The organism is Terrabacter sp. P5_B1, assembly GCF_056400505.1.
In genome coordinates this window covers 1-13,536 of the sequence record NZ_JBFULD010000081.1, presented here as the reverse complement: position 1 = coordinate 13,536, position 13,536 = coordinate 1, and the positions used below count along the sequence as shown (strand labels likewise).

At 72.0% G+C, this 13,536-nt stretch carries 14 protein-coding genes; 8 read left to right on the top strand and 6 right to left on the bottom strand.

From position 1 onward, the window contains the following. The 6 genes from AC1DP0_RS08200 to AC1DP0_RS08175 all read left to right on the top strand — a co-directional run. A partial coding sequence (locus AC1DP0_RS08200) for a TadA family conjugal transfer-associated ATPase (RefSeq protein ID WP_478083538.1) occupies positions 1-1,092 on the top strand: 1,092 nt, incomplete at its 5' end. After that, positions 1,089-2,051: a type II secretion system F family protein gene (locus tag AC1DP0_RS08195; protein ID WP_478083537.1), complete on the top strand. Its 963-nt coding sequence runs from the start codon at positions 1,089-1,091 to the stop codon at positions 2,049-2,051. The genes AC1DP0_RS08200 and AC1DP0_RS08195, both read left to right, overlap by 4 nt. Further along, entirely contained in the window at positions 2,048-2,755 is a 708-nt protein-coding gene (locus AC1DP0_RS08190; protein ID WP_478083535.1) for a type II secretion system F family protein, read from the top strand. The genes AC1DP0_RS08195 and AC1DP0_RS08190 overlap by 4 nt, the downstream gene beginning before the upstream one ends. Before the next feature lie 135 nt (positions 2,756-2,890). Continuing rightward, complete coding sequence (locus tag AC1DP0_RS08185) at positions 2,891-3,154, top strand: DUF4244 domain-containing protein (RefSeq protein ID WP_478083534.1); 264 nt, start codon at positions 2,891-2,893, stop codon at positions 3,152-3,154. Further along, positions 3,151-3,519, top strand: coding sequence for a TadE family type IV pilus minor pilin (locus AC1DP0_RS08180; protein WP_478083533.1), 369 nt, complete (start codon positions 3,151-3,153; stop codon positions 3,517-3,519). Before AC1DP0_RS08185 ends, AC1DP0_RS08180 begins: the two co-directional genes overlap by 4 nt. Beyond that, a complete protein-coding gene (locus AC1DP0_RS08175) occupies positions 3,516-3,875 on the top strand; it encodes an Rv3654c family TadE-like protein (RefSeq protein WP_478083532.1) in 360 nt (119 codons plus the stop codon). Before AC1DP0_RS08180 ends, AC1DP0_RS08175 begins: the two co-directional genes overlap by 4 nt. A gap of 104 nt (positions 3,876-3,979) precedes the next feature. On the opposite strand, the gene AC1DP0_RS08170 is transcribed toward AC1DP0_RS08175, so the two are convergent. The 6 genes from AC1DP0_RS08170 to AC1DP0_RS08145 all read right to left on the bottom strand — a co-directional run bounded on the left by AC1DP0_RS08170 (position 3,980) and on the right by AC1DP0_RS08145 (position 11,227). Next, positions 3,980-4,444 (bottom strand): RrF2 family transcriptional regulator, encoded by a 465-nt coding sequence (locus AC1DP0_RS08170; RefSeq protein ID WP_478083530.1) that lies wholly within the window; start codon positions 4,442-4,444, stop codon positions 3,980-3,982. A 307-nt stretch (positions 4,445-4,751) separates the two neighbouring features. Then, positions 4,752-5,756 carry a sulfate/molybdate ABC transporter ATP-binding protein gene (locus AC1DP0_RS08165; RefSeq protein ID WP_478083529.1) on the bottom strand — a complete coding sequence of 335 codons (1,005 nt, stop codon included), beginning with the start codon at positions 5,754-5,756 and terminating at the stop codon, positions 4,752-4,754. Then, a complete protein-coding gene (gene cysW / locus AC1DP0_RS08160; protein WP_478083528.1) occupies positions 5,753-6,559 on the bottom strand; it encodes a sulfate ABC transporter permease subunit CysW in 807 nt (268 codons plus the stop codon). The genes AC1DP0_RS08165 and cysW overlap by 4 nt, the downstream gene beginning before the upstream one ends. After that, the gene (gene cysT, locus AC1DP0_RS08155) at positions 6,556-7,707 is read right to left on the bottom strand and encodes a sulfate ABC transporter permease subunit CysT (RefSeq protein WP_478083527.1); all 1,152 of its coding nucleotides are present in this window, start codon (positions 7,705-7,707) and stop codon (positions 6,556-6,558) included. Before cysT ends, cysW begins: the two co-directional genes overlap by 4 nt. Continuing rightward, positions 7,670-8,701, bottom strand: coding sequence for a sulfate ABC transporter substrate-binding protein (locus AC1DP0_RS08150; protein ID WP_478083526.1), 1,032 nt, complete (start codon positions 8,699-8,701; stop codon positions 7,670-7,672). Before AC1DP0_RS08150 ends, cysT begins: the two co-directional genes overlap by 38 nt. Positions 8,702-8,911: 210 nt before the next feature. Beyond that, entirely contained in the window at positions 8,912-11,227 is a 2,316-nt protein-coding gene (locus AC1DP0_RS08145; protein WP_478083524.1) for a DEAD/DEAH box helicase, read from the bottom strand. A 106-nt stretch (positions 11,228-11,333) separates the two neighbouring features. Between AC1DP0_RS08145 and AC1DP0_RS08140 the strand changes: the two genes are divergently transcribed. Beyond that, positions 11,334-11,705 carry an anti-sigma factor antagonist gene (locus AC1DP0_RS08140; protein WP_478083523.1) on the top strand — a complete coding sequence of 124 codons (372 nt, stop codon included), beginning with the start codon at positions 11,334-11,336 and terminating at the stop codon, positions 11,703-11,705. Then, positions 11,702-13,336, top strand: a complete 1,635-nt coding sequence (locus AC1DP0_RS08135; protein ID WP_478083539.1) for a DUF7059 domain-containing protein — start codon at positions 11,702-11,704, stop codon at positions 13,334-13,336. The genes AC1DP0_RS08140 and AC1DP0_RS08135 overlap by 4 nt, the downstream gene beginning before the upstream one ends. The last annotated feature ends 200 nt before the right edge of the window (positions 13,337-13,536 follow it).

The following is a 13,536-nucleotide window of genomic DNA, read 5'->3' as shown; positions in this document are numbered from 1 at the left end:
GCCGAGACGAGGTCTGCACTGGCATCTCGGGTGCTCGGCGCCGGGCCACTCGACCCGTGGCTCGCCGAGCCGGGAGTGACCGACGTCGCGGTCAACGGCGACGGCCGCATCTGGGTCGACCGCGGCCGCGGCATGGAGCTGGTGGGGGAGCGGCTCGACGCGGCCGACGCCCGTGGACTCGCTGTCCGACTCGCCGGCATCGCCGGCCGCCGCCTCGACGAGGCCAGTCCGTGGGTGGACGGGCAGCTTCCGTCGGGCGCCCGGCTGCACGCGATGCTGCCTCCGCTCGTCGAGGGCGGCCCGCACATCACCATCCGCGTGCCGCCGAGAGAACCCGTCTCCTTGTCCGAGCTGCGGTACCGGGACATGCTTCCGCCCGAGTGGGAGCCCGTGCTCCGTGCACTGGTCGACCGACGGCTCGCGTTCGTCGTCTCCGGTGGTACTGGCGCGGGCAAGACCACGCTCCTCGCCGCCTTGCTCGGATGCATCGACCCGGTGGAGCGGCTCCTCGTCGTCGAGGACGTCCGCGAACTGACGGTGGACCATCCGCACCTCGTGCGGCTGGAGGCCCGACCAGCCAACGTCGAAGGCGCGGGCGAGGTCACCCTGACGACATTGGTGCGACAGGCCTTGAGGATGCGTCCCGATCGGATCGTCGTGGGAGAGGTCCGCGGTGCAGAGGTGCGAGAGCTCCTTGCGGCTCTCAACACGGGGCACGAGGGTGGGTGCGGGACCGTGCATGCCAACGCCCCGGCGGACGTCGTGGCCCGATTCGAGGCCTTGGGTGCGCTGGCAGGGCTGACGCCCGAGGCGGTTCGGGCCCAGCTGTCCGCGGCCATCGACGTCGTCGTCCACGTGACTCGCGATCACGGGCTGCGCCGGATCGCCTCGGTGGCGGCGCTCTTTCGTCGAGACGGCGGCCCGTGCATCGTGCCGGCGCTCGAGTGGGACGGACCGATGCATACGCCCCGGTGCGCAGCCGGATGGCCCGCCCTGGCGGCACGCCTCGGGTTGGGCACCGAGCTCATGGGAACGGCAACGGCCGGCGGACGCCTCGTGAACGGCGGGCCGACGCTGACGGCGGCGTCATGACGGTCGGCACGGCAGGCGTGTCCGCTGCCCTGCTGCTGGGAGTCGCGGTGCTGCTGTGGCCGGGGCGGGCATCAGTGCGGGCGCCCCTCGCCGGGCTAGGGGCCACCGGCGCCCTCGAACCCCGCCCGACCGCGGCACCGGGTGACGAAGCCGGCTCTGGAGGGGTGGCATCCAGCGTCTGGCAGCAGGACCCCGTCGACCTGTACCGCCAGTGGCGCCTGCGTCGCCGTCCCGGGGAGCTTGTCGACGACGTGCTCGACCTGTTGCGTGGCATCGGCCCGGCACTGAGTGCCGGCCTGACCCCCACTCGCGCCATCGAGCTGGCCGCCACCTCCACCCTGGGCGTCGAGCGCGTCCACCACGCGAGAGAGTCGATGCGCGGGCGCAGCCGACGGACCGACCGCTACCCACGTGGCTTACGTGGCTCACGTGGCTCACGTCGCTCACAGCCCGGAACGCCGCGGCGCGCAGCGGTCCCGGCACCGGCTGGACCGGCGCTGGACGCGGACCTCGCCCCGCCGAGAGGTGACATCGACCGGCTCGTGGGTGCCCTGCTCGATGCCAGCGAGCGTGCAGAGCCCGTGTCGCCCGTCTGGGCGACCTGGGCGGAGCGCAGCGCCTCCGCCGACCTCGCCCTCGTGGCGGCGGCTTGGCGTCTCTCCGAGACCACAGGCGCCCCGCTGGCGTCGGCCGTCGACCGGGCCGTTCGAGGCCTTCTCGACGCCAGAGCGCGACGCGGCAAGGTGGCCGTTGCGGTCGCTGGGCCGCGCGCCACGGTCACCGTGCTCACCCTTCTTCCGCTGACCGGTCCGCTCTTCGGACTCGCCTGCGGCATCGACCCGGCCACGCTCTACCTCGGGTCACCGATCGCCACGGCCTGCGCGGCCCTTGGTCTCGTCCTCGTGTGGACAGGTCGGGTGTGGTGCACCCGGATGGTCCGGCGGGCGGTGCGAGCATGACTGTCGCCTTGGCCGAGTACGTGCGTGCAGGATCGTGGACGGCACTCGTGGCAGCCGGCTTGGCAGCCGCTGCGGTGCTCGTCCTCTTCGGTGTCCCAGACGGTGCCGACGGCGCTGGCACCTCGGCCGCAGGCCGCCCTGACACCTCGGACGCAGGCCGCCCTGATGGTTCCGACACCTCGTGCGGTCCTTCGACGGCGGCCGTTGGGCCGATCCGGCGAACACCGGGCCGTGCCCGCCGACGCACGGCCAGGCGCGACTCGGCCCACGCGGGCGACGCCCAGGTCTCCTCAGCTCTCGCCCTGCTGGCGCTGGCCTACCGTTCGGGCCTGCCCACGTGGGGCGTCCTCGAGGCGGTCGCGACAGGACTGACGGGCCCGGCGTCGACCGATCTGCGCCAGGTCGCCACCGCCCTGAGGTGGGGAGCGACCGACGCCGAGGCATGGGCCTCGGTTGGCGTTGCCTGGGCGCCGGCCGCGCGGGCCGTCGCCATCGCGCACCAGGCCGGGGTGCCGCCCAGCGCCATGCTGCTCGCAGCCTCCGACGACCTGCACCGCGCCGAGCTCGAGCGGCTCGAGGTCTCTGCGGCCAAGGTCGGGGTGCGACTCGTCGCCCCGCTCGGTCTCGTGCTGCTACCCGCGTTCTGCCTCACCACGGTCGCGCCCCTTGTCATCGCCCTCGCGGGCAGCCTTCTGAGCGGGTGAGGGCCGTCGCGGACCGGCCCGGCGGTGGAGGTACCTGCACGCACCCAGGCTTCCGCGCAGGGTGCCACACCCCTCGAGCCCACGAGGGCCACAGCCTCCCGGGCACTCCCGCCCGGGCCAGGAGAAGGAGAAGCCATGACTCACAAACTGACCCACAAACCGACGCCTAAACCGACGCACAAACGGGCGCACGAACCGGCCGACAGATCGACCGGACAGCTCACTCGTCCCCGGTTGCCCCAGCTGTCCCGCGACGCAGGGATGACGACCGCGGAGTACGCCGTCGGCATCATGGCGGCCTGCACCTTCGCCCTCGTGCTGCTCGGCGTCGTCAAGTCCGACGCAGTGCGCAGCGCCCTGGCCGGGATCGTCCAGAGCGCGCTGGGGATCGCGGGGTGAGGCCGCGACGCGCTCGGCCCTCACCAGGGCGCGAGCGCGGGATGGTGACGGCCGAGCTCGCCGTCGCCATCCCGTCCGTCGTGCTCGTGCTGGCTTTCTGCCTGGTGGCGGCCAAGGCCGCTGTCGAGCAGATCCGGTGCGTCGATGCCGCGCGTGTCGCGAGTCGAGCCGCGGCCCGCGGCGACGACCCGGGTCGGGTGAGGGCGCTCGCGCTCGAGTCGGCGCCGGCAGGTGCGCACGTGCAGGTCGACGGAGCTGCCGGGGGAGTGCGCGTCACGGTCTCGGCGCGCACCGGCGGATGGGGCGTGCTGCCCGGATGGGAGCTGAGCGCGTCAGCCGTGACGCCGGTCGAGTCGGCATCGTGATCGGGCGAGCGAGCGCCCTCCCGGAGCGCGGCGCGGCAAGTGTCATGGTCCTGTCGCTCGTGGGCGTGGTCCTGGCGCTCACCGTCGGGGGTCTGGTCCTCGCGTCGGTCGTGGTGGCCAGCCAGCGGGCTCGCCTCGCCGCCGATCTCGGGTCGTTGGCGGGCGCGTCGGCGATTCAGGACGGAGCCTCAGCGGCGGGTGCCTGCGCTGCCGCGCAGCTCGTGGTCCACGCCAACGCAGCTGTCGTGCAGAGCTGCTCGTCGGTCGACTCAGTCGTCGACCTGCGAGTCATGGTGCCCGCCGCCCTGTGGCCCGACCCCGCGGTGGCTCACGCTCGTGCGGGTCCGGAACGGTGATGCTCACCCTGACTGACGTCGGTCGGACGCGAAGAGGGGTTCGCACGGAGCGAGGGCGCGGCTCGTGCAGAGGCTTTCGCCTGCCACCGGCCCGAGCTCCGTGCCTAGCGGTTCTGCCAGGCGTCGGGCGCGGTGAGCAGCTGGYGCACGCGATCAGGCAGGGCTCCCGTGCGCAGGTCCTCGATCGAGGTCTCGTCGAGCACCTCACGCAGGCTCACGCGGACGGCCACCCAGAGGCTCGGCAGGTGGGTTGCGACCCCTCCGTACTCCGTCTCATGGGGACGGAGTCCGCGCACCTCGGCGAGCGGCCCGTCGACGGCGCGAAAGATGTCTCCCACGCTGATCTCAGCGGCCGGGCGACCCAGGACGTAGCCACCGAGAGCCCCACGACGGCTCAGCACGAGACTGCCGCGGCGCAGGTCCGCGAAGATGGCCTCGAGGAACTTGCGCGGAAGCTCCTGGCGGGTCGAGAGAATGTCGATGCTGATCGGGCCCGAGCCCTCCGCGTCCGCCTCCGCGAGGATGAGCATCGCCCGGACCGCGTAATCGACTCGTGCCGAGATGTCCACGCGAGCAGTCTGCCGCACCAGTCTGGGCGACCTCGCGACGGCCCGGGTCTCCCGCGGTGTGCAAAGGGGCACTCGACCTTGCCGGGGCGTCGCCTTGCGTGACTGAGGCGGCGAGGTGTCGTCCCCTCGCCGCCTCAGGTCTCTCGGTCCACTCGGTCCAAGCGATCCATCACGTCGGCCGAGTGTCCCCAGCCACCCGCTCTCGCAGGGCGGCAGCGAGAGGAGCTTCACGGCATACGGTAGGTCGTGGCGTGAGCGATCGGGAGCCCTGTCTCATCAAGACGTGCCCGAACTGGACGAGCGAGTGTCAGACGGCGAGCGGCGCCTCGACGACGCTCGACCGGCCGACGGAGCGCGCGTGGACCGTCTCGCCCTCGCGGAGCTGCAGCTCGGCGGCTTCTCGGCGCGTGATCTGCGCCGCGAAGCGCTCGCCCTCGGCGGTCCGCAGGTCGACGCGCACCTCGAAGCCGAGCGGCACGACCCGCGCGACGGTGGCGGCCACGACGCCGGCCGAGTCGGGGACGTCGGCGTCGTGCGCCAGGGCGGTCGCCCGGTCGCGCTCGAGGACGATGTCATGGGGGCGCACCAGCTGGTCTCCCAGTCGCGCCACCGACCCGAGGAAGCCCATGACGAAGTCGTTGGCCGGGCGCTCGTAGAGCGTCACCGGGTCGCCGGCCTGCTCGATGCGCCCCTTGTTGAGCACCGCGATGCGGTCGGCGACGTCGAGCGCCTCCTCCTGGTCGTGGGTCACGAGGACCGTCGTCACATGGACCTCGTCGTGCAGGCGGCGCAGCCACTGGCGCAGGTCGGTGCGCACCTTCGCGTCGAGGGCGCCGAACGGCTCGTCGAGCAGCAGCACCTGCGGGTCCACGGCCAGGGCGCGCGCCAGGGCCATGCGCTGGCGCTGGCCGCCTGAGAGCTGGGCCGGGTAGCGGTTGCGGAAGCCCTCGAGGCCGACGATCTCGAGCAGGTCGCCGACCTTCTTGTCGATCTCGGCCTTGGGCCGCTTGCGGATCGAGAGACCGAAGGCCACGTTGTCGCGCACCGTCATGTGCTTGAACGCGGCGTAGTGCTGGAACACGAACCCGATCCCGCGTCGCTGCGGCGGCTCGCTCGTCACGTCGCGCCCCTGGATCGTCACCGAGCCCGAGTCGAGACCCTCGAGGCCGGCGATGGAGCGCAGCAGGGTCGACTTCCCGGAACCGCTCGGGCCGAGCAGCGCGGTCAGCGAGCCCTTGGGGATCTCGAGGCTGATGTCATCGAGGGCGGCGAACGTGCCGTAGTTCTTCCGGGCGTTGGTCACGGTGATCATCGGTCGCTCCTCTTGCGGTCGAGCACGGTCATGAGCAGCAGCACGACGAGCGCGATGCCCATGAGGAGGGTTGCGGCGGCATACGCGCCGTAGGTGTTGTGGTCGTCGATGTAGCGCGAGTGGACGAGGAGCGTCAGCGTCTGCGAGATCCCCGCGAAACCGGAGGAGACCATGATGACCGCGCCGAACTCGCCGAGCGCCCGGGCGACGGTGAGCACGACGCCGTAGGTCAGCCCCCACCGGATGGCCGGCAGCGTGATCCGCCAGAACGTCTGCCACGGGTTGGCGCCGAGCGTCGACGCGGCCTGCTCCTGGTCGAGTCCGATCTCGTGGAGCACCGGCTCGACCTCACGCACCACGAACGGCAGCGTCACGAAGGTCGTCGCGAGGATCATGCCGGGCAGGCCGAAGATGACCTTGAAACCGGCCCGGTCGAGAGCTCCGAACCAGCCGGCCGTGCCCCACAGCATGATGAGCGAGACGCCGACGACGATGGGCGAGACCGCGAACGGGAGGTCGACGACGGCCTGGAGGAGTCCGCGGCCCCGGAACCGCCCGCGCACCAACGCCAGTGCCGTCGCCACGCCGAAGACGACGTTGACCGGCACGGTGATGGCCACGATGAGAAGCGAGAGGTTGAGCGCCGACTGGGCGGCCGGGGTGGAGATCGACGCGAGGAACTCCGACAGGCCGGGCGAGAAGGTGCGCCACAGGATGACGCCGATCGGGACGCCGACCAGGGCGAAGAGGTAGCCCAGGGCGACCACGCGCAGCGACAGGCGAGTGCCACGGGAGACCTTCATGAGTCACGCTCCTCACGTCGCTGGGTGCGGCTCGACAGGACCCGCAGCACGAGCAGGGTGGCGAACGCGATGGCGAGCAGGGCCACCGAGACGGCAGCCGCCGCCTGCGGGCGGTCGATCTCGATCTGCTGCTGGATGTACTGCGAGGCCACCTGCGTCTCGTGGGGGATGTTGCCGCCGATGAGCACGACGGAGCCGTACTCCCCGATGGCCCGCGCGAACGCGAGGCCGGTGCCGCTGATGATCGCCGGAGCCAACGACGGCAGCACGATCCGGCGGAAGGTGGTCCATCCGGTGGCCCCGAGCGAGGCGGCCGCTTCCTCCACCTCGTGGTCGGTCTCGATGAGCACCGGCTGCACCGATCGGACGACGAAGGGCAGCGTCACGAAGAGCAGCGCCACGACCAGCCCCCAGCGGGTCGCGTTGAGCTGCACGCCGATCGGGCTGTGGGGCCCGTAGAGCGAGAGCAGCACGATGCTCGCGACGATCGTCGGGAGGGCGAAGGGCAGGTCGATGAGCGCGTTGACGATCCGCTTGCCACGGAACTCGTCGCGCACGAGCACCCACGCCACGAGCGTGCCGAGGACGGCGTTGAGAAGGGCGACGACCGCCGACACGACCACGGTGACCGCCAGGGCCGCCAGCGCGGCTGGCGACGTGATCGCCTGCCAGAAGCCGGAGAGGCCGTCGTCGAACGCTGCCACCGTCAGCGCGGCGAGCKGGAGCAGGACGATGACGCTGAGCCACAGCGTGACGACCCCGACGCCGAGCGGCCGGCCCAGACGGAGGCGTCTCCGTGGGTGGGACGTCGCTGGGACGTCTGGCCCGGCACCCGGCGCGGAGGTCGGTGGCTGCTGCGAGCGCGTCGCCTCGCCGGACCGGGACCGGTGCCACCGGCGGGACGGGTGCGACGCAGGCGCCAGTGGCCCTGGCTCGGCGCCGCTGCGGCGCTCGTCCGTGTGTGCGGTCATTGCCGTCTCCGTCTCGAAGTCGGTCGGGAAGTCGGTCGGGAAGTCGCTCGGGAAGTCGGTCGGGAAGTCGGTCGGGAAGTCGGTCGGGAAGTCGGTCTCGAAGCCTGTCTCGGACCCCGTCGCGGCACGAGACCGGAGGTCACCGGGAGGCCTTGTCGTAGATGACCGCGATGTCACCCACGTCCTTCTTGAAGAGCGTGCCGTCGACGGTCTTCCAGCCACCGAGGTCGGCGATGGTCCAGAGCTTCGCCGGGGCCGGGAACTTCGCGGTGTATGCCGCTGCGACCGTCGGGTCGACCGGGCGGAAGCCCGCCTCGGCGAGCAGCTTCTGGCCCTCGCCCGTGAAGAGGAAGGCGTTGAACGCCGTCGCCTTGGCGAGGTTCTTGCTGCCCTTGAGCACGGCCGTGGGGTTCTCGATCTTGAAGGTCGACGGCGGCGTGACGTGCTGGACGGGGTCGCCGTTCTTCTCGATGAACAGCGCCTCGTTCTCGTAGCCGAGGAGCACGTCGCCGCTGCCCTGGAGGAACGCCTCGGTCGCCTCACGCCCCGACTTCGGCTGGATCTTCACGTGCTGGCTCACGAGGGCCTTGATGTAGGCCAGCCCGGCGGCCTTGTTCGTGCCGCCGTCGCTCTTGGCGGCGTAGGGCGCGAGCAGGTTCCACTTGGCCGAGCCCGACGAGAACGGGTTGGGCGTGACGACCTCGACGCCGGGCTTGAGCAGGTCGTCCCAGTCCTTGATGCCCTTGGGGTTGCCCTTGCGGACGACGATCGTCACGACCGAGCCGAAGGGGATTCCCTTGTGGGCGTTGGCGTTCCAGTTCGAGTCGACGAGCCCCGCGTCGACGAGGCGGGTCACGTCGGGCTCGACGGAGAAGTTGACGAAGTCGGCCTCGGCGCCCGCGGCGACCTTGCGGCTCTGGTCGCCCGAAGCCCCATAGCTCTGCTGGAACTGGACGCCTGCCCCGGCAGCGGTCTTCTGGAAGGCCGGGATGAGGACGTCGAAGGCGACCTTCGGGACGGAGTAGGCGTAGAGGTTGATGGTGCTCGTCGCGGCGCCGGCGGCCGTGGAGCCGGGCTGGGCCACGACGTCGCTGGCCCCGCCGGCGCACGCCGCCAGGCTGAGCGTCCCGGTGACGGCAAGGGTGGCGAGAAGTAAAGGTGAGCGTCGCATGGACGGGCTCCTGACACGTGAGGACGGACGGGCGCGCATCGAGCGACAGGCCCTGGAGAGCGGCTGCTTTCCTACTGGGAGGATAGGAGTGTTTCCTACTTCACATATAGGAGTTTGAGAAAATAGGACGACCTGTGTCAATCGGCCACGGATCTGTCTCAGACTCTGGTCCGGACCAGGGCCCACGCACCCGGTGGAAAGGGCGACGCGTCAGTGCCCGGGACCGGCGCACCGCAGCGTCAGGTCGAGCAGCGCCACGGCCCCGACCTTGTCGAGCGGCTCGTTCCCGTTGCCGCACTTCGGCGACTGGATGCAGGATGGGCAGCCGGACGTGCACTCGCACGAGGCGATCGCGTCGCGGGTCGCCTTGAGCCACGGGCGGATCCGGCGATAGCCGCGCTCGGCGAAGCCGGCCCCACCGGGGTGTCCGTCGTAGATGAGGATCGTCGGCAGGCCGGTGTCCGGGTGCAGCGCCGTGGACACGCCGCCGATGTCCCACCGGTCGGCGGTGGCGAAGAGAGGGAGCATCCCGATCGCCGCGTGCTCAGCCGCGTGAGCCGCACCGGGTATGCCGTCCTCGGCCACGCCGGCGCCCGCGAGGTCCTCGACGGGCATCGTCCACCACACCGCCTTCGTCGCGAGCGTGCGGGGCGGCAGGTCGAGGGGGTGCTCGCCGAGCACCTCGCCACCGGGGAGGCGGCGCAGGAACGAGGTCACCTGGTGGCGCACCGTCACGTGTCCGAAGGAGCAGCGCAGCGGACCCCAGTCCTCGTGYTCGATCTCGTGGACGATCTGGAAGTCGCTCACCGACTGCGCCTGCGTCGTCCAGCCCGGGTCGCCGCGCACCGCGAAGGCCGCGTGGTCGTCGAGGTCGAGCTCGGTGATGACCCACGTCTGGCCCTGGTGCAGGTGCACGGCCCCGGTGTGCACCTGCGAGTGCGCGGCGGCGTCGTCGACGGTGCCGACGACGCGCCCGGTCCGGGTCTCGATGATGCGCACCGGCTCACCCGCGCCACGCAGGGACAGGTGGTCTGCCGGCCGGTCCTCACGCCCCCAGAACCAGCCACGCGGCCGCTTCTTGAGGATGCCGCGGGCCACGAGCGCGTCGAGCAGCACCCGCGTCTGCGGGCCGAAGACGTCGAGGTCCGCCTCGGTGACCGGCAGCTCGGCGGCCGCCGCCGCGAGGTGCGGCGCGAGCACGTGCGGGTTGTCGGGGTCGACGACGGTCGCCTCGATGCCCCGCCCGAAGATCGCCTCGGGGTGGTGCACGACGAACGTGTCGAGCGGGTCGTCGGCGGCGACGAGCACGGCGAGCGAGCGTGCGCCGGACCGGCCGGCCCGGCCCGCCTGCTGCCAGAGCGACGACAACGTCCCCGGCCAGCCGGCGAGCAGGACGGCGTCGAGGCCGCTCACGTCGACCCCCAGCTCGAGTGCGTTGGTCGCGGCGAGCCCCAGCAGCTCCTTGGAGCGCAAGGAGCGCTCGAGCTCGCGACGCTCCTCGGGCAGGAAGCCGCCGCGGTAGGCGGCAACGCGCCCCTCGTCGGCGACCGAGACCCGCTCCTTCGCGATCCGTGCCACGACCTCCACGCCGGCACGCGACCGCGCGAAGGCGACGGTCTGCACGTGCTCGCGCACGCAGCCGGCGAGCAGCTCGCCCGTCTCGGTGATGGTGCTGACGCGCTGCGGCTGCCCGGTCTCGTCGACGAGGAGCGGCGGCTCCCACAGGGCGAACGTCATCGACGCGCGGGGCGACCCGTCACGCGTCACCGGGGTCACCGGCATACCGAGCAGGCGGGAGGCGTGCTCCTCGGGGTCGGCCACCGTGGCGGACGCGAAGACGAAGGTCGGCTCGGAGCGGTAGCGCGCGGCGACGCGCCGCAGCCGCCGCAGCACCGCCGCCATGTGTGCTCCGAAGACGCCCTTGTAGACGTGGCACTCGTCGACGACGACGTAGCGCAACGCGCGCAGGAACGAGCTCCAGCGCTCGTGCCCCGGCAGCAGCGAGTGGTGGAGCAGGTCCGGGTTGGTGAGCACGAGGTTGGCGTGGTCGCGGATCCACCGCCGCTCGTCGGTCGGGGTGTCGCCGTCGTACGTCGCGGGCCGCACCGCCGGCAGTGCGAGCCGGTCGATGCGGCTCAGCTGGTCCGCGGCGAGCGCCTTGGTGGGGGAGAGGTAGAGCGCCGTCGCGCCGCGACCGTTGGGCGCGCTCGCTCCTGCGACGAGGTCGCTGAGGATCGGGAGGTGGTAGCCGAGGCTCTTGCCCGACGCCGTGCCCGTGCTGACGACGACATGGCGACCGGAGTGGGCGGCCCGCGCGACCTCGACCTGGTGCGACCACGGCGCCTCGATGCCCGAGGCGAGCAGGGCACCGAGGAGTGTCGGGTCGACCCACTCCGGCCACTCGCCGTGGATGGCGCGCCGAGCCGGCACCTCGTGGACGTGCACGAGCCGTTCGGGGTGGTCACCGACGAGCGTGCGCAGGAGGTCCTCCGGCACGGGCCCCGTAGGCGCTGGCTCCCCGTTCATGTGGAGTAACCGTATGCCGTAGGGGTACGGTAACCGTCGTGCGGGGCAGGTTGCTGCGCAGTTCGTCACGCAGGCTCTGCACGCGTGGGCACAGGAGGAAACACAGGTGGATCTCTCGATCACCCGAGCCGACCACGGCGATCGGACCGTGGTGCACCTCGGCGGTGAGATCGACGTCTACACCGCGCCGCTCGTGCGCGAGAAGCTCGACGAGCAGATCCAGGGTGGCCGCACGCAGCTCGTCGTCGACCTGTCGGACGTGACATTCCTCGACTCGACGGGCCTCGGTGTCCTCGTCGGGCGGCTCAAGCTCACACGCACGCGCGGCGGCTCGATGCGGCTCGTCGGGACGGACGACCGCGTGCTCAAGGTCTTTGCCATCACCGGTCTCGACAAGGTCTTCGAGATCCACCCGACCCTCGACGCGGCGCTCGCTGCGAGCGACGGTGGGGTGCGCGCGACGGGCGAGGGGTCCTGAACGACACGCCGGTCGTCGACGAGGCGCTGGTCGCGCTGCTCCGCGCGGACCTGGCGGCCGCCCGTTTCACGGTCGACGGCGTCGCCGAGCGACTCGGCCCCGTCGCGTCCGCGGCGCTGCACCGCGAGCAGCCGCTGCCCGCGCTCCTCGCGACCGAACATCCGGAGTCGTCCGACTCGTCCGAGTCGTCCGAGTCGTCTGAGTCGTCTGTGTCGACGTATTCCGAGGACGCGTGCGGCATCCTCGTGCGCCTCTTCACGCTCGGTCGCCCGGTCCGCGAGTCGGCCCTGGCTGCCGCCCTCCCGTCGCTCGGCGTCGACGGGGCGGCCCGCCTCCGCCTCGTGCGCCGCGAGGGAGGCCGAGCGGGTTTCGGCACCGAGCGCGGGGCCGCCTCCGACCGCGCCGTCCTGGCGACGTGCGACCTGCGCCCCTACGGCGACGACACCCACGACTGGTGGGTGGCCTCCGACCTCTCCGAGCTCGTGGTCGGGGGCCCCTTGCGGGTCGACCACGTGCTCGGCATCGGGGGTGCCTCGACCACCCTCGCGTCGTGGACCGTCCGTCGACCCGTGGGGCGGGCGCTCGACCTCGGCACGGGGTGCGGCGTGCAGGCCCTGCACCTCACCGGACACGCTCGCTCGATCGTGGCCACCGACATCTCCGAGCGAGCGCTGGCGTATGCCGCGTTCAACCTCGCGCTCGCCGCGTCAGCAGGTGCGGGCGCCGTCCCCGAGGTCGACCTGGTCGCGGGGGACCTGCTCGACCCCGTTGCAGGACAGGCGTTCTCCCTCGTCGTCAGCAACCCGCCCTTCGTCATCACGCCGCGCGACGAAAGCCTCCCGCTCTACGAGTACCGCGACGGTGGCCGTGCCGGCGACGCCCTCGTCCGGTCGCTCGTCCGCCAGGTCGGCACGGTGCTGGAGCCCGGTGGCCTGGCGCAGTTCCTCGGCAACTGGGAGGTCCCGGCCGGTCGCACGTGGCGCGACGTGTGGACCGAGTGGCTCGACGAGCAGGCCCGCGACGGCGTCGCCCTCGACGCGTGGGTCGTCCAGCGCGACTCGCAGGACCCGGCCGAGTACGCCGAGCTGTGGGCGCGCGACGGCGGTGCGCAGCCCGGCAGTGAGGCCCACTCGCAGCTGTATGCCGCGTGGTTGCGCGACTTCGCCGCACGCGACGTGGCGAGGATCGGGTTCGGCGTCGTCACCCTGCAGCGGCCGGCCGTCGACCGGTCGACCTGGCGCTCCCTCGACGAGGCCCACGGTCCGGTCGCGGCACCCATGGGCCCGACTGTCGATGCCGGCCTGCGCGCCCGCACCTGGCTCGCCGCGCACTCCGACGACGACCTCCTCGACATCGCGTGGTCGTGTGCGCCCGACGTCACGGAGGAGCGGCACGGCACGCCCGGCGCCGAGGACCCGACCGTCATCCTCGTGCGTCAGGGCGGCGGGCTGGGACGCGTCGTGCGCGCCGGGACGCTGCTGGCGGCATACCTCGGCGTGGCCGACGGGGAGCTGACCGCGCGGGCGGCGCTCGACGCCATCGCCGCAGTACTCGGGCTCGACGCCGCGGACGTGCGCTCCGAGCTCGTCCCACAGGTGCGTGACCTCGTCGCCGACGGCCTGCTCACCTGAGCCCCCACCCCTCCCCGATCGAAGAGCAACCCGTCCGCGGGTCTTTCATCTGGGGTTTTCCGTCAAAAGAGTTGTGAGTGAGTGCTCACTCATTCATGATGGTCTGGTGTCGACACGAGTTGAGAGGGCCGCGCGGGCGGCTCCGCGCAGAGCGGCCCCGATGGACCCCGAGGACCGGCGTGACGCCCTGATCGAGGTCT